This window comes from Actinomadura physcomitrii (assembly GCF_008923205.2).
Lineage (GTDB): Bacteria > Actinomycetota > Actinomycetes > Streptosporangiales > Streptosporangiaceae > Spirillospora > Spirillospora physcomitrii.
On the sequence record NZ_WBMS02000016.1, the window covers coordinates 43,098 to 63,024 of the forward strand.

A 19,927-nucleotide genomic window follows, 5' to 3' on the forward strand; every position below is an offset into this window, starting at 1 on the left:
CCGGCCGAGTTCGGTGGCCCGGCGGGTGGCCGGTGGTGCTTTTCTCGGGCTCGCCTCGTAGCGTGACCTGGACACCCGCGTTCGAACCCGGCAGGAGACACATGAGCCCGCAGCCCGACGCCGCGCCCGTGCCGCCGCCCGGCGCGGGCGGGGCCGCGCCGGAACCGGAGCCCGGCGGGGGCCCGCCCGTGTCGCGGGCCGCCGTCGTGAAGCTGCTGGTCCTCGGCGCGGCGCTGCTCGGTGTGGGCGTGCTCGTGGCGATCGCCGGCGGCGCGGTGTGGGGGAGCGTCAGCGACTGGGTCGACTCGCTCGGCTGGTGGGGTCCGCTCGTGTTCGCGGTCTGCTACGCCGTGGCGGTGACGGCGCTGGTGCCCGGGTCGGTGCTGAACGCGTCCGCCGGGGCGCTGTTCGGCGTCGCCGTCGGCGTGGGGTCGGTCCTGGTCGGCGCCACCGCGGGCGCCGCGATCTCGTTCGCGCTGGCCAGGGCGCTCGGACGGCCCGCCGTGGCCCGGTACGCCGGGTCCGGGCGGCTCGCCCGCCTGGACGATCACCTGTCGCGCCGCGCGTTCGAGTCGGTGCTCGTGCTGCGGATGGTCGGGCTGTTCCCGTTCGGGGTGGTGAACTACGGCGCGGGCGTGGCGGGCGTCCGGTTCGGGCCCTACCTCGCGGGCACGTTCGCCGGGATCATCCCGGGGACGCTCGTCTACACCGGCCTCGGCAAGGCGCTGCGCGAACCCGGTTCCCCCATGGTGTGGATCGCGCCGGTCGGATTGGTGCTGCTCAGCGCGTTCAGCTGGTGGCTGTCGCGGTACGTCCGTTCTCGCGGTGAGCGCGTCGAGGCGGGCGCCGTGCCCGCCCTCGCCGAGGTCGACGACTAGCTCGTCCGGCCGGACCGGGTCGGCGAGCTGTCCGCGCGCGGGCAGCTGGACGCCTGGGCGGTCAACGTCGGCGGGGCGCTGACGGCCGCCGCCCGCGTCGCCCCGGACATGGCGCGGCGCGGGAGCGGCACGTTCCTCGTCACCGGCGGCATGCCGGAGCCGAAGCCGGAGTACGTCAGCCTCTCGCTCGGCAAGGCCGGCGTGCGGACGCTCGTCGCCCTGCTCGACCAGGAGTACGGGCCGTCCGGCGTCCACGCGGCGAGCGTCACCGTGGACGGACCCGTCGCCGCCGGGACCTTCTTCGACCCCGACCGGATCGCCGAGCACTACTGGCGGCTGCACGTCCAGCCGCGCGGCGAGTGGCAGCGGGAGATCGTCCACACTCCCGGCTAGGTCACCAGGGGAGGCGGCCTTCGGCGTCGAAGTAGCCGCCGGTCGGCCCGTCCGGCGCGACCCGCGCCATCCGGACGATGATCTCGGCGCCCTCCTCGACGGTCTGCGTGCCGGTGCGGCCGTTCAGATCCGTCGCGGTGAACCCGGGCTCGACCGCGTTGATCCGCATCTGCGGGAACGCCTTCGCGAACTGCACGGTGACCATGTTGACCGCGGCCTTGGACGCCGGGTACGCGACGCCCGGGTAGGCGTAGGCGGGCGTCGCCGGGTCGGTGATCTTCGCCAGCGAGGCGAGCCCGCTGGACACGTTCACGATGACCGGCGCCCGCGACCCGCGCAGCAGCGGCAGGAACGCGTGCGTGACCCGCACCACGCCGAACACGTTCGTCTCGAAGGCCTCTCGCATCATGTCGGCGGTGACCTCGGCGGCGCCGGGCACCGCGTTGTCGGGCAGCCGGGCCTCGATGCCGGCGTTGTTGACCAGGACGTCCAGGCCGCCGTCGGCCTCGATCGTCTTCGCGGCGGCCTCGACGGACGCGTCGTCGGTGACGTCCAGGACGACCAGCCGCGCCCCCAGCTCGGCGGCGGCGCGGCGGCCCCGCTCGGCGTCCCGGCTGCCGATGTAGACGGTGTGGCCCGCGGCGATGAGCCGCCGTGCGGTCTCGTAGCCCAGGCCCTTGTTCGCTCCGGTGATCAATGTCGTCGTCATGCCTCCATGCTGCGGCGCGGCGGGGCGGGCAGCCAGCCGTCCCGTCTTCCTGGGAACGGCGGTACCAGGAAGGCGCCCGGCGCGGCCGGGCAGACTGGGGGCATGGCACCGGGGAAGTTCGGCAGGACGCTGCACCGCTGGCGCGACCGGGTCCCGCCGGAGGCGGCGGGGCTGCCCGCGGGCGGGCGCCGGCGCACCGCCGGGCTGCGCCGCGAGGAGCTGGCCCAGCTCGCGGGGATCTCCGTCGACTACGTCACCCGGCTGGAGCAGGGCCGCGCGTCCAACCCGTCGCCGCAGGTCGTCGAGGCGCTGGCCCGCGCGCTGCGGCTCTCGGCGGACGAGCGCGAGCACCTGTTCCACCTCGCCGGGCTGGTGCCGCCCGGCCCGGACGCGGTGCCCGCCTACATCACGCCGAGCGTCCAGCGGCTGCTGGACCGGCTGTCCGGGACGCCCGTCGCGGTCTACGACGCGGCGTGGACGCTGCTGCTCGCGAACCCGATGTACACGGCGCTGATGGGCGATACGTCCGGCTGGCGGGGGTTCGAGCGGAACGGGGTGTGGCGCAACTTCCTCGGGCCGGAGGGCCGCGTCCGGCACACGCCGGAGGAGCGGCGCGCGTTCCTGGCCGCGCTCGCCGGGGACCTGCGCGATGCCGCCGGCCGCTACCACGCCGACCTGGGCCTCCAGCGGCTGATCGGGGAGCTGCACGCCGGGAGCGAGCTGTTCGCCGAGCTGTGGGACGCCGGGACGGTCGGCCGGCACGAGGCGTCCCGCAAGACCATCGACCATCCGCGGGTGGGCGCGCTCACGCTGGACTGCGACGTGCTGACGGTGCGGGGGCCGGACCTGCGCATCATGATCTACACGGCGGAGCCCGGCACCGAGGACGCCGACCGGCTCGCGCTCCTCGCGGTGCTCGGCACGCAGTCCCTTACGGGCTAGCCAGTTCGGGGCCCTTGTCGGAGTCGGCCCTGGTGATGCCGTTCGACGGCCGGTCCGGGCCGCCGCTCGCCGTGGCGGTGGCGGCCGGGGTGGGGGAGGGTTCCGTGTCGGTCACGTCGACGACGTCCGCCGGGGCGGGGACCGGGGCGGGGCGGTTCCGCTTGATCAGCTGGCCGGCCGCGTAGGTCGTCCCGTTGCCCGCCCAGACCAGACCGGTCCCGAAGAGGGCCGCCATGGACACCGCGACCCCGGCGATCACGTCCAGCACGTAGTGGTTGGCGGTGATCACCACGACGATCGCGGTGACGACCGGGTGCAGCACGGCGAGCCAGCGCACCCGGTGCCGCGGCAGCAGCGCCATGATCACCACGGCGACCCACACCGCCCAGCCCATGTGCAGGGACGGCATCGCGGCGAACTGGTCGGCCTCCACGCCGCCGGGGCTGTGCACGGTGCCGTAGCCGGCCAGGGCGACCGAGTCGACGAACCCCTCGTCCGGCAGCAGCCGCGGCGGCATCACCGGCAGGACGAAGAACACGACGAGCCCGGCCAGGTTGGTGAGCACGAGGGCGTTGCGCGCGGGCCGGTAGACGCCGGGCCCGGCGAGGTAGCACAGCAGCAGGATGCCCATCGTGAAGCCGGTGTGCATGTGCTGGTAGATCCAGACGGCCACCTCGGACAGATCGTGGTGCCGCGTCAACCAGTGGTTGGTCCGGAGTTCAACGTCCAGGCCCAGGTGCTTCTCTATGCTCAGGACGTCGTGGCCGTGGGCGAGCGCGGGCCCGTACCGGGTGTCGGCCAGCGACCGGATGTAGCCGTAGACCTGGAGCAGCACGAAGACGATCGCCAGCTCGCCGATCAGCCATGGCCGCTTGCGGCGCGGCCGGCGGACGTCGGTGTCGTGGCCGGTGCGGCGCCCCTCGGGGCGCAGGAGTAGCGCGCGGACGGCTCAGCCCTCTTTTCCCCACGACGGCCCGGCGGGACCCTGCGCGAGCCGCTCAACGGCCGACCGTACATCCCTTCCGGCCCCCGTGGCACACCGGGGTCCGATCATGTGCCCGGCTACGGCCTTCCCCCGGCCGGTCGCGTCGCGGTCGAGCGCGCGCCATCGCGCGTCCACCCGCAGGTCAAACAGGGTAAACCCGACTTCACGGGCGCGGGTCCGGCCGGTGCCGGTCATCCGCACCCCCGGACCTCGGGTCAAGATCGCATAACGATCGACCTTCCGGCTCGGGTGTCGCGGGCCACATATTTTTAGAACGTGTTCTTGTCTCGGGCCCGCGGACCGGTCAGGCTGTCTCGCATGGACCTGGAAGCCCTGGAAGAGATCCGCCGGCTCAAGTACCGCTACCTGCGCTGCGTCGACCTCAAGCAGTGGGACGAGTTCGCCGGGCTCTTCCTCCCCGGCGCCGTCGCCGAGTACGACACCCCTGTCCTCCGCAAGACCCTCCGCCTGGAGGGACGGGACGCGATCGTCGACTACATGCGCGCCAACCTGGGCGACGACAAGATCAGCGCGCACACCGCCGGCGCCCCCGAGATCGACATCGACGGGGACCGGGCGACCGGCGTCTGGTCGCTCGACGACACGATCATCATCCCCGAGCACCGGCTGCTCATCCGGGGCGCCGCGTTCTACCACGACGTCTACCGGCGCGGCGAGGACGGCCGGTGGCTGGTCGAGAAGACCGGGCACACGCGCACGTACGAGTACATGGTGTCGCTCGACGACGTCCCGAGCCTGAAGTTCACCACCCCGGTGCCCGGCTCCCGGTGATCGGGACCGTCCGTTGACCCGGACATAGAACGCGTTCTACCGTCCGGTCCCGATACGCGCGAGCAGCGCCCCGCGCACGCGCCGATCCCGCGTCCCCAGGAGAGCCCGGTGGCCACCGACGCAACAGACCGTTCCGACGCCGCGACGCGCCCGTTCGCCGACGCCGTCGTCGAGGCCGAGCAGATCATCCGCACCGCGCCGTTCGTCCGGACGGACCAGGACCTCGCCGAGGGCCTGGACTACCTCGCCGGCAGCATCAAGGCGTCGCTGCACATGGTCGGCGCCTACCAGCACGACCACCCGTACTTCGCCTCGTCCACCGGCCCCTACACCAAGCTGGGCCTGGACAACCCGGACACGCTCTACTTCCACGCCTACCTCAGGGACGACGCCGAGTACGTCGTCACCGGTCGCCGCGGCACCACCGCCGACCTCAGCTTCCAGATCATGAACGGCGACTACTCGCCGACGCAGTCGCCCGACAGCCTCACCGCGTTCGACGACCGGAGGCTGCGGATCGAGGCGGACGGGAGCTTCCGGCTGCGGTTCGGCCCGCCGAAGGACGGCGAGGGCGACGACTACGTCGCGCTCGCGCCCGGCTCGGCGATGCTGATCGTCCGCGAGGTGTTCTCCGACTGGGAGAACGACCGGCGCGGCGAGATCCGCATCCACCGCGCCGACACGCTCGGCACGTCCCCGGAGCCCGTCCCGTCGTCCCAGATGGCGCGGCGGTACGCGGTGGCCGGGAGGATGCTGGTGTCCCGGATCAAGACGTTCCTGGCGTTCCCGGAGTGGCACTACCTGAAGCTGCCGGTCAACACGCTGACCGAGCCGCGCTCGACGCCCGGCGGGCTGTCGACGCAGTTCTCGTCCGTCGGGCACTACGACCTCTCCGACGACGAGGTCATGGTCATCACCGTGCCCGCGACCGACCCGGCGGTGGCGCCGTACATGGGCTTCCAGCTCGGCAGCCTCTGGTACATCTCGCTCGACTACATCAACCACCAGACGAGCCTCACCCGCGACCAGGCCCGGGTCGACCCGGACGGCAGGATCCGCTACGTCGTCAGCGAGCGCGACCCCGGCCTCGCCAACTGGATCGAGCGGACCGGCCACAGCCGCGGCTTCCTGCAGTTCCGCTGGCAGCGCCTCACCCGCGACCTCGCCCCCGCCGACGGCCCGACCGCCGAGATCGTCAAGTTCGACGAGCTGCCGCGCGTGCTGCCGCACTACGCCGACCAGCGCGTCACGCCGGAGGAGTGGAAGGAACGGATCGCGGCCCGCCAGGTCGCCGTGGCGCGGAGGATGCTCGGCTGATGGCTCCGGAACTGCTCAAGGACAGGGTCGTCGTCGTCTCCGGAGTCGGCCCCGGCCTCGGCCGCGGCCTGGCGCTGCAGTGCGCCAAGGCCGGCGCCGACATCGTGCTCGCGGCGCGCAACGAGACACGGCTCGCCGAGGTCGCCAAGGAGGTCGAGGATCTCGGCCGCCGCGCCGTCACCGTCCCGACCGACATCAACGACCCGGCCGCCTGCGAACGGCTCCGCGAGGCGGCCCTCGCGTCGTTCGGACGCGTCGACGGCCTCATCAACAACGCGTTCGCGACGCCGCCGCTGCGCGACCTGATGAAGGTCGACATCGACGCCGTCCGCGCCGGGTTCGAGACGAACGTGCTCGCCGCACTGCACCTGACCAGGCTGTTCGTCCCGGCACTGGAGGAGCGCGGCGGCTCCGTCGTAATGATCAACTCGGCGGTGCTGCGGCACTCGCGGCGCACCTTCGGCGCGTACAAGATGGCGAAGGCCGCCCTGCTCGCCATGACCCAGAACCTCTCCACCGAACTGGGCCCGCGCGGCATCCGCGTCAACACGATCGCGCCCGGCTACATCTGGGCCGACAACCTCCAGTGGTACTTCAACCACCTCGCCGAGAAGCGCGGCGTCCCCATGCAGCAGGTCTACGACGAGAACGCCGCCACCACCGACCTGCGCAAACTCCCCGAACCCGACGAGGTCGCCGACGCCGTGGTGTTCATGCTGTCGCCGCTCGCGCGCGCGGTCACCGGGCAATGCCTGGACGTCAACTCCGGCGAATGGCACCACTAGGAGGGCACGGCGATGAGCGCAGGCCGCGACAGCGTCGGGACCGTCGAGGACCTCCACGCGTCCGCGCGCAAGGTCACCGGCTTGACCGACTTCGGTGACGACGACTACCTCGGCGGGCTCGAAGTCCTGCTGGACTCGCTGGCGAAGGACGCCGGGCTCACCCCGGCCGGCAACAAGGCGCAGCGCGCGATGCTGCGCGGCGCCCTCGCCGCCCGGCAGTTCTCCGAGGCCGCCTGGAAGAAGCACCCCGGCCACGCGGACGTGCCGATCGAGCGGCCCGTCTTCGTCACCGGGCTGCCCCGCACCGGCACGACGGCGCTGCACCGGCTGCTCACCGCCGACCCCGCCCACCAGGGCCTCGACCTGTGGCTCGCGGAGATCCCGCAGCCCCGCCCGCCCCGCGAGACCTGGGCGGACGACCCGCTCTACCAGGCGATCGACGCCGGATACCGGCGGCACCACGTCGAGAACCCCGAGTTCATGGGCGTCCACTACATCTCCGCGGACTCCGTCGAGGAGTGCTGGCAGCTGCTCCGGCAGAACATGCTGTCGATCTCGTTCGAGTGCCTCGCGCACCTGCCGACGTACTCGTCCTGGCTCGCGGAGCAGGACTGGACGCACGCGTACGCCCGGCACCGCCGCAACCTGCAGCTCATCGGCATGAACGACGCCGGCCGCCGCTGGGTGCTGAAGAACCCGAGCCACCTGTTCGCGCTCGACGCGCTCCTGGAGGTCTACCCGGACGCGCTGATCGTCCAGACGCACCGGACGCCCCGCACCGCGATGGCGTCCATGTGCAGCCTCGCCGCGCACGCCACCGCCGGCTGGTCGGACGTGTTCACCGGCGCGACGATCGGCCGCGACCAGCTCGACCTGTGGAGCCGCGGCCTGGACGCGTTCCGCGCGGAACGGGCCCGGCACGACCAGGCCCAGTTCGCGGACGTGTACTACGACGACTTCGTCCGCGACCCGATCGGCACCGTCGAGGCCGTCTACGCGCACTTCGGGCTGCCGTTCACCCCCGAGGCCCGGACGGCGATGACCGAGCTGCACGCCGAGAGCCGCGCCGGCTCCGCGAAGCCCGCGCACCGCTACTCCCTGGAGGACTTCGGCCTGACCCCGCAAGAGGTGGACGCCCGCTTCGCCGACTACACGAACAACCTGCGCTAGACCCGCGGCCCGGTCAGCGTGCGGCGGGTTCCCACCAGGTGAGGTTGGCGGCGGCCTGGGCGGTCGGCTCGATGATCTCCCACGCCTCCCTGATCAGGTCGCCCTCGACGCGCCAGATGTCGACGACCGCGATCTCCGGCCCGCCGTCCGGGAGCCGCCGCCGCGTGTGCAGCACGACGTGGTCGCCGTCCGCCAGCAGGTGCCGGATCTCGACCTGCATCCCGGCGAGCGGGACGAGCGCCGCCCGCACGGCGGCGAGCCACTCCTCCTTGGTGGACGAGGCCCCGTCCGGCCGGTGGTGGACGAAGTCGTCGCCGAGCAGCGGCGAGAGCCCGTCGGTGCTGCCCGTCGCGATCAGTTCCGAGAGCGCGTACTGAACGATGTCCTTGCTGGTCATGCGCCGCAGTGTTTCCGGGACTCCGCGCATTGTCGATGAAATGCCATTTCATGGCGTCCGGCGCCACAATCAGTACGCTCGGTTCCCGTGCACACGGTCGGGGAGCTCCTGCGGCAGTGGCGGCATCGCCGGCGGCTCAGCCAGCTCGACCTCGCGATCGCGGCCGACGTGTCCGCCCGGCACGTCAGCCTCGTCGAGACGGGCAAGTCCAACCCCAGCGCCGACATGGTCCTGCGGCTCGCCGACCAGCTCGACGTGCCGCTCCGCGACCGCAACACGCTGCTGCTCGCCGCCGGGTTCGCGCCCCGGTACGCCGAACGGCCGCTCGACGACACCGCACTGTCCGCCGCCCGGAACGCCGTCGAACGGGTCCTTCGCGCACACGAGCCCTACCCGGCCCTGGCGTTCGACCGCCGCTGGGACATCATCATGACCAACCGCGCCGTCGACCCGTTCCTCGCCGAGTGCGACCCCGAACTGCTCCGGCCGCCGGTCAACCTGCTGCGGCTCGGCCTCGACCCGCGCGGCCTCGCCCGCCTCGTCGTCAACCTCTCCGACGTCCGCGCGGTGTTCCGCGCCCGGGTCCGGCGCCAGCTCGCCGCCGCCCCCGACCCGTACCTCGCCGCCCTCTACGCGGACCTCCTCGCCCCCGGCCCCGAGGACGCCCCGCCCGACTCCGACGTCATGATCCACATGATCGTCCGGCACGCCGGCCGCGAGCTGCGGCTGTTCTCCACCATCACCACCTTCGGCACCCCGCAGGACATCACCCTCGACGAGGTCGCCATCGAGTCCTACTACCCCGCCGACGCGGAGACCGCCGCCCACCTCCACCGTTGACTTGTGGCGTGTCGTGGTTATCCGGCCGTCCATAACCACGACACGCCACAACTCAACGAGCGTTAGAACGAGGCGCGGTGCCTGCCGACGTACCTGGGGCGGCGGCCCACGGTGAGCGCGGTCGCCCAACTCGCCGACACGGCGGCGGCGAGTGCGATCGCCGCCGTCATGAGCGCGGTCACAGCGCCGTTCCCGGCGTCCCGTCGAGCAGACCTTTGAGTGCGAGTACGGCGTCGGCCACCCGGTCCGCCTCCGCGACCGGATGGCGCCAGCTCGTCCAGAACCACGGGCGGCCGGCGTCTTCGGCGCGCGGTTCGACGGTGACGACGGTGCACGGGTGGACGGTGCAGCAGCCGTCCACGTACGGGTTCTCGACATGAAGGCCGTCCGGCGTGAACCACGCGCTCAGCCCGTGCGCGCGCAGAACGGTTCCTAGCGCTTCGAGTCGCGCCCTAGCATCGGGTGTCATGGGTCGTTCGCCTCCCTGGGCGTCCGGTCCTAGCCCCGTCCGGACGGTCGCAACGTTCGGGCGGGGCGTTTCTGTGTCCAGCCGCAGTCTCCCAGAGTTACGCAGTCAATCGAATAGAATAGCATTGAATCGAACGATACCATCGAAATGGGCAGCGTAACGTAGTGCTATGGCCAGTCTGGACGGCATCGCGCCGCTGAGGGATCAGCTCGTCGAGGTGATCCGCGAGCGAATCGCAAGCGGGAAGTACCAGCCTGGTACGAAGCTGCCCACGACAAGCGAGCTTGCCGACGAATACGACATCTCGACGCGTACCGTCTCAGAAGCCTTCCGCATTCTTCGCGAGTCCGGCGAAGTGATCGGTGTCCGCGGCCGAGGCGTCTTCGTCCGGCCCTCTGAATGAAGGCGCCTGCGGTGATCGAGCTTGATGGCGAGGCGCCGCTGCGGGTGCAGTTGGCGGACCTGGTCGCCGCTCGCATAGCGGACGGGACGTACCCGCCTCGGACGGCCATCCCCTCCGGGGCCGAGTTGGCCGCGGAGTGCGACGTGTCGCCGCGGACGGCGACGGAGGCTGTGAAGATCCTCAAGGCGCGCGGTCTGGTGCGCGGCGTGCCGGGTAAGGCCGTCATCGTGAAGGCGGACGCGCTGGACGTCCTCAAGAGCGCTGCGCCGGAGAACGGGTAGCGGTCGGGCGGGGCGATGAGTTCTGGGGGCGCGGGCGGTCTGCCATCGTGGGGCGAACGGCCCCAGGACGACGAGAACCGCCAACGAGATGCTCGGGAGATTCCAGATGCGCACTCTGATCAGCTCTGCCTTCGTTTCGCTCGACGGTGTCGTGGAGGCGCCCGGCGGTGAGCCCGGGTACCGGAACTCCGGATGGACGTTCAAGGACGTCGAGTTCCTGCCGGAGGCCTACGAGATCAAGGGGCGGGAGCAGAAGGAGGCCGCCGCGATGCTGCTCGGCCGGGTCAGCTACGAGGCGTTCAGCGCGGTGTGGCCGGGCATGGCGGAGTTCGCCGACTACAAGGTGATGCCGAAGTACGTCGTGTCCACGACGATGGGCGAGGGCGACCTCGTCTCGGACTGGGGCGAGACCACGATCCTGCGCTCGCTGGACGAGGTCGCCGCGCTGAAGGAGACGGAAGGCGGCCCGATCATCATGGCCGGCAGCGCCACCCTGAACCGGGCGCTGTCCGACGCGGGCCTGATCGACCGGTACCACCTGCTCGTGTTCCCGCTGCTGCTCGGCGCGGGCAAGCGGCTGTTCAGCGACACCGACAAGGACGCGCAGAAGCTGAAGCTGGTCGAGCACGAGGCGTACGCGAACGGGATCCAGAAGAACGTGTTCGACGTCGTCCGCTGACGGCGGCGCCCGGCGCCCCCGCCGTCCGACCCGCCTCTACGGCAGTGGCCGCCTGGAGGGGGCTCAGCGTCCCCGCCACTCCGGAGGCCGTCCTTCGGCCATCGCCTGCCTCGCCTCCTTGAAGTCCTCCGAGGTGATGCATCCGGCCTGCTGCTCGACGGCGATCCGCAGGCTCGCCTCACCGTCGCGGCGCCGCACGGCGTCCATGGCGCGTCGTGCACCGCTCACCGCCAGCGGCGGCTGGGCCGCCAGCCGATCGGCGAGCCGCTGCGCCGCGGCGTGAAGTTCGTCCGCCGCCACCACCTGGTTGGCCAGACCGATCCGCTGGGCCTCGTGGTGGTCGATGATCTCGCCGAGCAATATCAGCTCACGCGCGCGAGCCTCCCCGACCAGGAGCGGGAGCCGGAACGTGGCCCCCATATCGGGGAGCAGACCGAACCGGGTCTCGGTGAGGCCGGCACGAGCCCCCTCGGCGAACACGCGGAAGTCGCAGGCCAGGGCCAACTGGAGACCGGCCCCGTAGGCGTGGCCCTGCACCGCGGCGATGCTCGGGCAATGCAGCCGGGGTATCCATTCGAAGCTCGTCGCGACCGCCATGCCGAGGGCGAGGAAACGGTCATGCTCGGGCGGCCGGTCGGCCCAGCCGCCGATCATCTCCGCCATTCCCTCCCGAAGGTCGAGGCCTGCGGAGAACGACGGCCCTTCCCCGGCGACCACCAGGCATCGCAGAGTCTCGTCCGCGCGCAGTTCCTCGCCGATCCGGACCAGTTCCCGCAGCATCCGCGGATTCTGCGCGTTGCGCTTTCCGGGCCGTGCCAGCGTCAGCGTTCCGACGTGGCCCCGGCGCTCGTAGCGGAGCGTCTCGTACGGCACATCGATCACCTTCCCAACGGACCGCCCGCGGTCCGTTTCCGTGGGGGCCGCGCACCGGCCGATGCCCGCGACCCGCGTCTAGGCGAGGTGGCCGACCATCTGGCGCACCCTGCCGGGCAGCTCCACGGCGCCGTCATCGGCGACCGCCACGTAGGTCGCGTATCCGATCGCGATGATGCCGTCCTCACCGCCCCGGCGCACCGTGAAGGACATCGACAGGGAGGAACGACCGGCATGCGTCGGCGCGATCTCCACCGCCAGCGTGTCGTCCAGGCGCGCGCTGCCGCGATAGTCGCACCCGTTCGCGCGGACGACCAGATCGACGCCGTCCGCGCGGATCTTCGCGTAGCCGCCGGCGAACCAGTCCAGCCATTCCAGGAAGCCGTCTTCGAAGAATTCGTAGTACCGGATCGCGTGCACCATGCCCTGCGTGTCGCAATGCCTGGGCTTGACCCGTATCCGGCACAAGGCGGCAGGCGGCGGCTGCGCCTGCATGGTCACCCCTTCCCGCTTGTACATCCGGCCCGCCGATCTCCCCGGACGCGGCCTGACCTGGTTCAGATGCGTTTTCATGTCTCTGGTCCTGTAGACGCGTCGGAGGCCGCGATTCGTGACACGAGCGGCGTACACGCCTGGTCAGAGCGCTCTTGCGACCTCCGTCCAGGCCCTGGGCCCGGGCGGGTCAGTCGAGGCAGAACTCGTTGCCTTCGGGGTCGGCCATCACGATGTGGCCGGCGCCGAGCGGGGGAGCGGGCTCGTACCGCTGGAGCCGGGTGGCGCCGCGGGCCACGAGCCGCTCCGCCTCCGCTTCGAGGGCGACCATCCGCGCGTCGCCGGTGAGGCCGGGCGCGGCCCGCACGTCGAGGTGGACGCGGTTCTTGGCCTGCTTGGGCTCCGGGACGCGCTGGAAGAACAGCCGGGGGCGGGTGCCGTCGGGGTCGACGATCGCCGAGGCGTCGTTGCGGCGTTCGGGCGGGACGCCCATCGCGTCGAGGGCCTCGTCCCAGGTGGCGAAGTTCCCGGGCGGGTCCTGGAGGCGGTAGCCGAGGGCCTCGGCCCAGAACGCCGCCTGGGCGGCGGGGTCGGCGCAATCGAAGGTGATCTGGGTTTCGCGGGCGGCCCGCTTCGAAGTCATGGTGCGAGTTTCGCGGAGGCCACGGACAGTTCCGCCGGTAGGTGACATCCGGCGAGCCGTTCCGCGCCGTACTGGAGGTGGGGACTTGCCGGGAATCGTGTGGTTGTTGTTATCTGCGGTGCTTCAGGAGGTCTCCAGGGGGTGATCCGCTGGAGGGACGGTGAGGCGCGTGGGCGAGGACGTGGACCTGCTGGTCCGGGCGGCGCAGGACGGCGACCGCGAGGCCAGGGAGCGGCTGGTCGCCGAGCACCTGCCGCTGCTCTACAACGTGGTCGGCTGGGCCCTCGACGGCCACGCCGACGTGGACGACGTCGTCCAGGACTCGGTGCTGCGCGCGCTCGGCGGGCTGCACGGCCTGCGCGAGCCGGGACGGTTCCGCTCGTGGCTGGTGTCGATCGCGATGAACCAGGTGCGCCGCCGCTGGACGTCGCTGCAGCGCGGGACGCCGATGGATCCCGATGCCCTCGCGCGGGTCGCCGCGTCCGAGGCCGACTTCGCCGAGGCCGCCGTGCTGCGGCTGGAGCTGTCCGGGCAGCGCCGCGAGATCGCCGAGGCGACCCGCTGGCTGGACGCGGGGGAGCGCGAGCTGCTCGGCCTGTGGTGGCTGGAGGCATCGGGGCACCTGACCCGGAGCGAGCTGGCCGACGCGCTGGGCGTGTCGGCGGCGCACGCGGCGGTCCGGGTGCAGCGGATGAAGAAGCAGCTCGCGACGTGCCGCGCCGTCGTCCGGGTGGTGGGGGCGGAGCGGCGCTGCGACGCGCTGGTGCCGGTGCTCGCGCGGTGGGACGGGCGGCCGTCCCCGCTGTGGCGCAAGCGCGTCGCCAAGCACGTCCGGGGCTGCCGGGCCTGCGGATCCCGGCAGCGGGACCTGCTGCCGCCGGAGGCGCTGCTCGCGGGCCTGGTCATGGTGCCGCTGCCCGCCGCGCACCCGCTGCACGCGCTCCCGGCGGCGCTGTCGGCTTCGTCCGCGCCGTCGGCCGCGTCCGGCGGCGCGGGCCTCGCGGGCGGGGCGGCCAAGTGGGTGGCGGGCGCCGCGGCCGTCAGCGTCGCGGGCGCCGCGGTGGTCTTCTGGAGCATGCGGGACGGTTCGCCGAGCGACCCTCCGCCCCGCGACGACCCGCCGGCCGCCGTGCACCGGACGCCGCCGCGCACCCCGGCGCCGAGTCCCGGCGCCACGTCCGTCAAGGAGCACATCGCCCCGCGTCCCGCCGAGAAGAAGGCGAAGCCGTCAACGGTCGAGCAGCAGGTCGTCGACCTCGTCAACCGGAACCGGGCGAAGGCCGGATGCCGCCCGCTGCGCGTCTCGCCCGCCCTGCACAAGGCCGCGCAGGCGCACACCGAGGACATGGCGTCCCGGCACGTCCTCGACCACGGCGACCCCGGCGCCCGGATCACCGCCGCCGGGTTCCGCTGGAGCGCGTGGGCGGAGAACATCGCGCAGGGGCAGGCGTCCCCGCCCTCCGTCGTGACGGCGTGGATGAACAGCCAGGGGCACCGGGCCAACATCCTGAACTGCAGGCTGACGATGATCGGGGTGGGCTTCGTGCGGGGGTCCGGCGGGCCCTGGTGGACCCAGGATTTCGGCACCCCCGCCTGAGGCCATCAGCGGCTCGTGCCGAAGTCCTGCGTCCAGTACGGGCCGCCGCTCAGCACCACGCCGACGCCGATCTCCTTGAACCCGCAGTTCAGGATGTTCGCGCGGTGGCCGGAGCTGTTCATCCACGCCTGCATCACGCTCGCCGGGGTCGCCTGGCCCTTGGCGATGTTCTCGCCGTAGGAGGACCAGCGGTAGCCGGCGGCGGTGATGCGGTCGCCCGGGTCCTTGCCGTCAGGGTTGGTGTGGTCGAAGAAGTTGCGGGCGTGCATGTCGGCCGACTGCCCCTGCGCGGCCCGCGCCAGCTTGCTGTTGACGGTCAGGGCGCGGCAGCCGTGCTTGGCGCGCTCGGTGTTGACCAGCGCGACGACCTGCGAGGCGTATCGTGCGGCGGTCCCGCCCACGGGCGCGGCCGGGGCCTTCGGCTTCGGGGTCGCCGTCGTGGCGGGACGGCGGTGCGTCGCGCGCGGCGTCGGCTTGTGCGACGGCTTGGCCTTCTTGTGCTGCTTCGGCTGCGGGGTCCGGCTCGGCGACGGCTCCGGCGCGTCGGCGACCGGGGTGGTCGGCGCGGCGCTGGGGGACAGCGACGAGCCGCTCGCCGTGGGGGTGCCGTCCGAACCGCCCCCGAACGCGCCGGCGGCCGTCCCTGCGACGCCGCCGATCACCAGCAGGCCCGCCGCGCCCACGGCCGTCCAGGCGGCGACGCGGCGGGACGCCCTACGCGGACGTCCGGGGCGCGGCCTCGCGGGACGCGGCCGTCCGGTGCCCGGGCCAGGGGGGTAGCTCATGCGATGCCACATCCTTCTCTCGTCGGTCGAACACGCAGCAGACCCCGTGCGGGACGGACGATAACCGAAAATCCATGACTTCTTCAGAAGCGTCCTAAGCGCGGCGCCCGGGACGGGCCAAGAAAGGGGCAAGACCGCATGTCGGGCGGCCCGTCCACGGGGGCCGGGGGCTCTGATTGATCACCGGAGGGCACAGCGCCCCTTCGGCCCGGGCATTCGAGGAGTCACGCCGTGAAGAGAAGCTGGAAGGCCGCCGTCGCCGCCGTCGGGGCGACCGCCATGACGACCGCCTCCGCGGCGTGGCCCTCGCCGAGCGAGAACGCGTCCGCCGCGTCCGGCAAGGGGCGCTGGGTCCTGGTCGACGCCGAGGACTTCGACCGGCCGCTGCGCGTCGACGGCGCGAAGTGGCGGCTGGACCCGCAGGGCAGGCACAGCCCGTGGCACGTCGACGCGTTCGACGACGACGGCGAGGCCTGGACGAAGATGAGCGGCCCGAACTTCAAGAAGCAGCTGGCGACGCTGAACGTGTTCCGCAAGCGCGTCGCGTTCGGCCGCAAGGGATGGCTGACAGCCGAGGTCGCCGCCGTCGACAAGGACCGCGACGGCCGCCCCGACTCCCGCCCCGGCCTGTCGACGATCAGGCTGCCCGGCGGGCAGAGGGCCGCGCGGCTGTCCGAGCCGAGCTGGGACGCGGGCGTGCTGATCCGGCCGACCCGCCCGCTGCCGCGGCACTACCGCGTCGAGATGACCCTGCGCGGCATCGACTTCGGCGGGAAGCGGCACGGCACGTTCGACTACAACGGCCGCCATAACGGCTACACCAAGGAGCCCTGCAAGACCCGCTACCCGTGGACGTTCACCGGCGCGCTTCCCGGCAAGTCGCGCTGCCAGTACCACGACGTGACGCGGGAGAACGGCTTCTACTACATGACGATCCTCGACTACGCCACGCCCGCCCCGCACGGCAACCCGGACATCCATTTCCGGCGCAAGGTCATCATGGACGGCTACTACAGCGACCTTCCCCGCTGGAAGCACGCCGCGACCTGCAACCCGAAGACCCGCAGGATGTACCGGACGTTCGACGGCACCTTCAACGGCGTGAACGCGCTGTTCGCGCGCGGCGACAAGTTCATCGGCGGGCCCGACAACGACCTCAGCACCGAGTACTACGCCAAGACCCGCTGCGGGGAGGCCTCCCTGGACAAGCCGTACGGGCCCGGCAAGCGTTTCGAGGGGCACCTGACCAGCGCGGAGATCCAGCCGCAACTGCTGCCGAAGGCGTCGTACCGGTTCGCCGTCGAGCGCGACGACACCGGGTACACGCTCGAGATGAGCGGCCCGTTCCGGTTCATCGGGCAGGCGACGCTGCGCGTCCACCACGACTTCATCGAGGACGGCCGCCCGATCTGGCACTACAACCAGACGCGCGGCGAATACGACGGCCGTTTCGACCGCAGGCTCGTCCACAAGGGCCCGTACGGGACGTACGTCACGAAGCACACCTGGCCGAAGGGCTCGGCGTACCCCGACTCGTTCATCATCGGCGACCCGCACCTGAACTACTACGAGGGCGAGGCGGTCATCGACGACATCCGCCTCTACGTCCCCCGCAAGCACAGGTGAACGTCGGCCGGAAACGCGCCGTTATTCAATGACGGCGGGATTGAATTCCGGCGGGGCGCCGAGCATGGCGCGGTGGGAGCGGGGACGGGTGCCGTCGATGTCGGTGACGCCGAGTTCCTCGCCGAGTTCCGCGCCGATGAGGACCCGTCCGGTCCATTTCATCGGCTCCGGGGAACGGGCGAGGGCGTCGATGACCCGGCCGCTGAACTCCGGCGACTCGGCGCCCGCGGCGAACGCGGCGTACTTGCCGGGGGCGCCGTCGAAAAGGGCCTTGTTACGCTCGGTCTTGAGCAGCCCCATCCACAGCGAGATGACCGCGACGTTGTAGGGGCGGAAATCGACCGCCATGTCGTGGGCCATCTTGTCCACGGCGGCCTTTCCGGCGCCGTAGGCGGGGCCGTGCATGTAGCAGCGGCCGCCGAACGACGAGGTGTTCACGACGAGCCCGCCGCCGCCGCGGATCAGCAGCGGCGCCGCGTAGTACGCCGCGACGTACGCCGAGCGCATGCCGACGTCCAGCATGTCCTGCAGCGCCAGCGGCTTCTCCCAGAACGGGCCCTTGCGGGTCAGGCCGTCCGGGATCGCGAACGCGTTGTTGACCAGGACGTCCAGCCTGCCGCGTTCCTCCTCGACCCGCTCGAACAGGGCCCTGACCTGGTCGTCGTCGGAGTGGTCGCAGATCACCGGGACGCCGGTGCCGCCGCGCTCGGCGATCTCCTCCGCGGTGGCGTGCACGCTGCCCGGCAGGTCGGCGTCGCCGTCGGCGCGGGTGCGTCCGGTCACGTACACGGTCGCGCCGGTCGCGCCGAGGGCGAGCGCTATGCCCTTGCCGGCGCCGCGGCTCGCCCCGGTGACGACCGCCACCCGGTCTGCGGTCAGGCCCATTCGCCGCTCCTCGCGAGGAATTCCAGCATGGTCGCGGTCGTTTCCCCGGGTCTTTCCATCTGCATCATGTGGCCGGCGTCCTTGAGCATCCGGACGTCGCGGACGTCCTCGTGGTGCTCGTGCAGCCTGCTCAGCGGGTCGTCGCCGTGCCAGCCCTCCAGGTCGGCGTCCTGCTCGCTGCCGATGAAATAGAAGGGCACGGGATTCTTCCCGCCCTTGTACGCCTTGCGGTGCTCCCAGGAAAGGTCCATCGCGCGGTACCAGTTCAGCCCGCCGGTGAATCCGCTGCGGCTGTAGGCGTCGACGTAGAACTCCAGTTCCAGGTCGGTCAGCCACGTCCACGGAAGCGGCGGGGTGTCCGGCAGCGCGTCGATGTAGGTCGTCCCGGGCGGCTTCTTCCAGACGTCGAGGTAGTGGTAGTCGCTGGAGAGCGCGTAGAAGACCTTGCGCAGGAACTCGCGGGGCGCCGCGCCGAGGTCCCGGTCGGCGGCGCCAGGCTCGGCGAAGTAGTGGATGTGGTTGAAGTGCCGCTTCGCCTGCCGCGCGGCGAGCGTCAGCGGCGACTCGTCGCTCGGCGTGAAGAACGGGTTCTCCAGCCCGATGATCGCCGCGACGCGCTCGGGGTGGTGGTAGACGAGGTCGTAGGCGGCGAACAGGCCGAAGTCCAGGCCGCTGAACACGGCCCGCTCCGCGCCGAGGTGGTCGAGGAGGCCGGCGACGTCGCCGACGATGTGCTCGACGCCGTACGCGCGGTGGTCGGCCGGGCCGCTCGTCCCGCCCATGCCGCGCATGTCCGGCGCGACGACCCGGAAGCCCGCGTCGGCGATCGGCCCGATCTGGTGCCGCCAGCTGAACCACAGGTGCGGGAACCCGTGCAGGAGGACGACGAGGGGCCCCTCGCCCTGCTCCACGTAGTGGACGTCGAGGCGGTTGATGCGCGCGTACCGATGGGTCCAGCCGGCCATGCTGCGCTTCCTTCGCGACGAGGGACCTGACCTTCGGAGCGTGCAGGACGCCGCCGCCGATCACAGCGCGGTGTCCCGCTCAGTGGGAACGCGCCCGCTCCCCGGCGGCCGGTGCTTCCGGCACGCCCCGGGGAACCGGTTGATCACACGGTGCGTCCGATTTGTACGCGGGAACGGATCGCACGCTCCGGACCCGGGGACTCCTTCCCGCGAGAGGGGAGCACGGTGCCCGGCTTTCTCGAGACCCTTCCACTCCACACGATCACCGCGGTGTACGGCGAGGCCGGTCTCCGCGACCGCTTCTCCCGCGAGATCCTCCGCTTCTCCGAGCGGGATTGGCGGCGCCTCAGCGAAGCGTTGGCCCTGGCCAGCGACCTGCACCGGCAGGACCGCCGGGCCGCCGAGCCCACGATCAACCACCTGCTCCGCGTGACGCTGCGCGTCATGTGCCACTACCGGGTGGACGATGTGGACGTCCTCGTCGCCGCGCTGCTGCACGACTCCGTCGAGGACCACCCCGCCGACCTCGCCGGGGACGGCGACCCGCGCGACCCGCGCGAGGCGGCGCTCGGCGTGCTGGAGGCGGAGTTCGGGCCGCGCGTCGCCGGGCTCGTCGAGGCGGTGACGAACCCCGTCTACGACCGGAGCCGCGACGTCCATGCCCAGTACCGCGCGCACGTCACCGAGAGCCTCGACCGGCACCCCGCCGCGCGGATCATCAAGGTCTCGGACTTCACCGACAACGGCGTCGGGCTGATGCACACGACCGGGCCGAAGGTCCGCAAGCTCGCCCGCAAGTACCGGCCGCTCGTCCCGGCGCTGAAGGACCTGGTCGACCGCCCGGACACCCCGCTGGACGCCGAGGTCAAGCGGCACATCACCGGCCAGCTCGACCGCGCCGACGAGCGCTTCGCCGCGATCCTGCACCGTTGAGTTGTGGGGGGGGGGGGGGGGGGGGGGGGGGGGGGGGGGGGGGGGGGGGCGGGCCGGGGGGGGGGGGGGCCCCGGGGGGGGGGGCGGG

General features: G+C 72.1%; 24 protein-coding genes. 14 read left to right on the forward strand and 10 right to left on the reverse strand.

The window, feature by feature from the left end; translation table 11 throughout:
- Positions 1-101: 101 nt before the first annotated feature.
- Positions 102-878 carry a TVP38/TMEM64 family protein gene (locus tag F8568_RS21070; RefSeq protein ID WP_202125203.1) on the forward strand — a complete coding sequence of 259 codons (777 nt, stop codon included), beginning with the start codon at positions 102-104 and terminating at the stop codon, positions 876-878.
- A 108-nt stretch (positions 879-986) separates the two neighbouring features.
- Complete coding sequence (locus F8568_RS46910) at positions 987-1,271, forward strand: Rossmann-fold NAD(P)-binding domain-containing protein (RefSeq protein ID WP_202125204.1); 285 nt, start codon at positions 987-989, stop codon at positions 1,269-1,271.
- 1 nt (position 1,272) lies between these two features.
- Here F8568_RS46910 and F8568_RS21075 read toward each other — a convergent pair whose 3' ends face one another.
- On the reverse strand, positions 1,273-1,980 hold the full coding sequence (locus F8568_RS21075; RefSeq protein WP_151595394.1) for an SDR family NAD(P)-dependent oxidoreductase: 708 nt from the start codon (positions 1,978-1,980) through the stop codon (positions 1,273-1,275).
- Positions 1,981-2,082: 102 nt separating this feature from the next.
- Here F8568_RS21075 and F8568_RS21080 point away from each other — a divergent pair, with 102 nt between their 5' ends.
- Positions 2,083-2,922 (forward strand): helix-turn-helix transcriptional regulator, encoded by an 840-nt coding sequence (locus F8568_RS21080; protein WP_151595396.1) that lies wholly within the window; start codon positions 2,083-2,085, stop codon positions 2,920-2,922.
- On the opposite strand, the gene F8568_RS21085 is transcribed toward F8568_RS21080, so the two are convergent.
- Positions 2,912-3,757, reverse strand: a complete 846-nt coding sequence (locus F8568_RS21085) for a phosphatase PAP2 family protein (RefSeq protein ID WP_160573690.1) — start codon at positions 3,755-3,757, stop codon at positions 2,912-2,914. The two genes, F8568_RS21080 and F8568_RS21085, sit on opposite strands and share 11 nt — an antisense overlap.
- 468 nt (positions 3,758-4,225) lie before the next feature.
- On the opposite strand from F8568_RS21085, the gene F8568_RS21090 reads away from it, so the two are divergent.
- The 4 genes from F8568_RS21090 (at position 4,226) to F8568_RS21105 (ending at position 7,971) form a co-directional block, all read left to right on the forward strand.
- The gene (locus F8568_RS21090; protein WP_151595400.1) at positions 4,226-4,699 is read left to right on the forward strand and encodes a nuclear transport factor 2 family protein; all 474 of its coding nucleotides are present in this window, start codon (positions 4,226-4,228) and stop codon (positions 4,697-4,699) included.
- A gap of 108 nt (positions 4,700-4,807) precedes the next feature.
- Entirely contained in the window at positions 4,808-6,016 is a 1,209-nt protein-coding gene (locus F8568_RS21095; RefSeq protein ID WP_151595402.1) for a hypothetical protein, read from the forward strand.
- Entirely contained in the window at positions 6,016-6,801 is a 786-nt protein-coding gene (locus tag F8568_RS21100) for an SDR family oxidoreductase (RefSeq protein ID WP_151595404.1), read from the forward strand. The genes F8568_RS21095 and F8568_RS21100 overlap by 1 nt, the downstream gene beginning before the upstream one ends.
- A gap of 12 nt (positions 6,802-6,813) precedes the next feature.
- Positions 6,814-7,971 (forward strand): sulfotransferase family protein, encoded by a 1,158-nt coding sequence (locus F8568_RS21105; protein ID WP_151595406.1) that lies wholly within the window; start codon positions 6,814-6,816, stop codon positions 7,969-7,971.
- A 13-nt stretch (positions 7,972-7,984) separates the two neighbouring features.
- Here the strand turns inward: F8568_RS21105 and F8568_RS21110 are convergent, their stop codons facing one another.
- A complete protein-coding gene (locus tag F8568_RS21110) occupies positions 7,985-8,368 on the reverse strand; it encodes a nuclear transport factor 2 family protein (protein ID WP_151595408.1) in 384 nt (127 codons plus the stop codon).
- 87 nt (positions 8,369-8,455) lie between these two features.
- On the opposite strand from F8568_RS21110, the gene F8568_RS21115 reads away from it, so the two are divergent.
- A complete protein-coding gene (locus tag F8568_RS21115; protein ID WP_151595410.1) occupies positions 8,456-9,208 on the forward strand; it encodes a helix-turn-helix domain-containing protein in 753 nt (250 codons plus the stop codon).
- A gap of 178 nt (positions 9,209-9,386) precedes the next feature.
- On the opposite strand, the gene F8568_RS21120 is transcribed toward F8568_RS21115, so the two are convergent.
- Positions 9,387-9,677 carry a hypothetical protein gene (locus F8568_RS21120; protein ID WP_151595412.1) on the reverse strand — a complete coding sequence of 97 codons (291 nt, stop codon included), beginning with the start codon at positions 9,675-9,677 and terminating at the stop codon, positions 9,387-9,389.
- 169 nt (positions 9,678-9,846) lie between these two features.
- On the opposite strand from F8568_RS21120, the gene F8568_RS21125 reads away from it, so the two are divergent.
- From F8568_RS21125 to F8568_RS21135, 3 genes are all read left to right on the forward strand, one after another.
- The gene (locus tag F8568_RS21125; protein WP_151595414.1) at positions 9,847-10,080 is read left to right on the forward strand and encodes a winged helix-turn-helix domain-containing protein; all 234 of its coding nucleotides are present in this window, start codon (positions 9,847-9,849) and stop codon (positions 10,078-10,080) included.
- Between the two features lie 11 nt (positions 10,081-10,091).
- Positions 10,092-10,361: a winged helix-turn-helix domain-containing protein gene (locus tag F8568_RS21130; protein ID WP_328600977.1), complete on the forward strand. Its 270-nt coding sequence runs from the start codon at positions 10,092-10,094 to the stop codon at positions 10,359-10,361.
- 106 nt (positions 10,362-10,467) lie between these two features.
- A complete protein-coding gene (locus F8568_RS21135) occupies positions 10,468-11,040 on the forward strand; it encodes a dihydrofolate reductase family protein (RefSeq protein ID WP_151595420.1) in 573 nt (190 codons plus the stop codon).
- A gap of 63 nt (positions 11,041-11,103) precedes the next feature.
- On the opposite strand, the gene F8568_RS21140 is transcribed toward F8568_RS21135, so the two are convergent.
- From F8568_RS21140 to F8568_RS21150, 3 genes are all read right to left on the reverse strand, one after another.
- Entirely contained in the window at positions 11,104-11,913 is an 810-nt protein-coding gene (locus F8568_RS21140; RefSeq protein WP_160573691.1) for an enoyl-CoA hydratase/isomerase family protein, read from the reverse strand.
- A 78-nt stretch (positions 11,914-11,991) separates the two neighbouring features.
- On the reverse strand, positions 11,992-12,408 hold the full coding sequence (locus F8568_RS21145) for an acyl-CoA thioesterase (protein ID WP_160573692.1): 417 nt from the start codon (positions 12,406-12,408) through the stop codon (positions 11,992-11,994).
- Between the two features lie 187 nt (positions 12,409-12,595).
- The gene (locus F8568_RS21150; protein WP_151595426.1) at positions 12,596-13,048 is read right to left on the reverse strand and encodes a VOC family protein; all 453 of its coding nucleotides are present in this window, start codon (positions 13,046-13,048) and stop codon (positions 12,596-12,598) included.
- Between the two features lie 169 nt (positions 13,049-13,217).
- On the opposite strand from F8568_RS21150, the gene F8568_RS21155 reads away from it, so the two are divergent.
- Positions 13,218-14,645 (forward strand): sigma-70 family RNA polymerase sigma factor, encoded by a 1,428-nt coding sequence (locus F8568_RS21155; RefSeq protein ID WP_151595428.1) that lies wholly within the window; start codon positions 13,218-13,220, stop codon positions 14,643-14,645.
- 5 nt (positions 14,646-14,650) lie between these two features.
- Here F8568_RS21155 and F8568_RS21160 read toward each other — a convergent pair whose 3' ends face one another.
- On the reverse strand, positions 14,651-15,430 hold the full coding sequence (locus F8568_RS21160; RefSeq protein WP_202125205.1) for a CAP domain-containing protein: 780 nt from the start codon (positions 15,428-15,430) through the stop codon (positions 14,651-14,653).
- A gap of 231 nt (positions 15,431-15,661) precedes the next feature.
- On the opposite strand from F8568_RS21160, the gene F8568_RS21165 reads away from it, so the two are divergent.
- The gene (locus tag F8568_RS21165) at positions 15,662-17,056 is read left to right on the forward strand and encodes a hypothetical protein (RefSeq protein ID WP_151595432.1); all 1,395 of its coding nucleotides are present in this window, start codon (positions 15,662-15,664) and stop codon (positions 17,054-17,056) included.
- A gap of 21 nt (positions 17,057-17,077) precedes the next feature.
- Here the strand turns inward: F8568_RS21165 and F8568_RS21170 are convergent, their stop codons facing one another.
- Together F8568_RS21170 and F8568_RS21175 are read right to left on the reverse strand one after the other, a co-directional pair.
- Complete coding sequence (locus F8568_RS21170; RefSeq protein ID WP_151595434.1) at positions 17,078-17,941, reverse strand: SDR family NAD(P)-dependent oxidoreductase; 864 nt, start codon at positions 17,939-17,941, stop codon at positions 17,078-17,080.
- Positions 17,932-18,906, reverse strand: a complete 975-nt coding sequence (locus F8568_RS21175; protein ID WP_151595436.1) for an alpha/beta fold hydrolase — start codon at positions 18,904-18,906, stop codon at positions 17,932-17,934. The genes F8568_RS21170 and F8568_RS21175 overlap by 10 nt, the downstream gene beginning before the upstream one ends.
- Positions 18,907-19,131: 225 nt before the next feature.
- On the opposite strand from F8568_RS21175, the gene F8568_RS21180 reads away from it, so the two are divergent.
- Positions 19,132-19,839 carry an HD domain-containing protein gene (locus F8568_RS21180; protein WP_151595438.1) on the forward strand — a complete coding sequence of 236 codons (708 nt, stop codon included), beginning with the start codon at positions 19,132-19,134 and terminating at the stop codon, positions 19,837-19,839.
- The last annotated feature ends 88 nt before the right edge of the window (positions 19,840-19,927 follow it).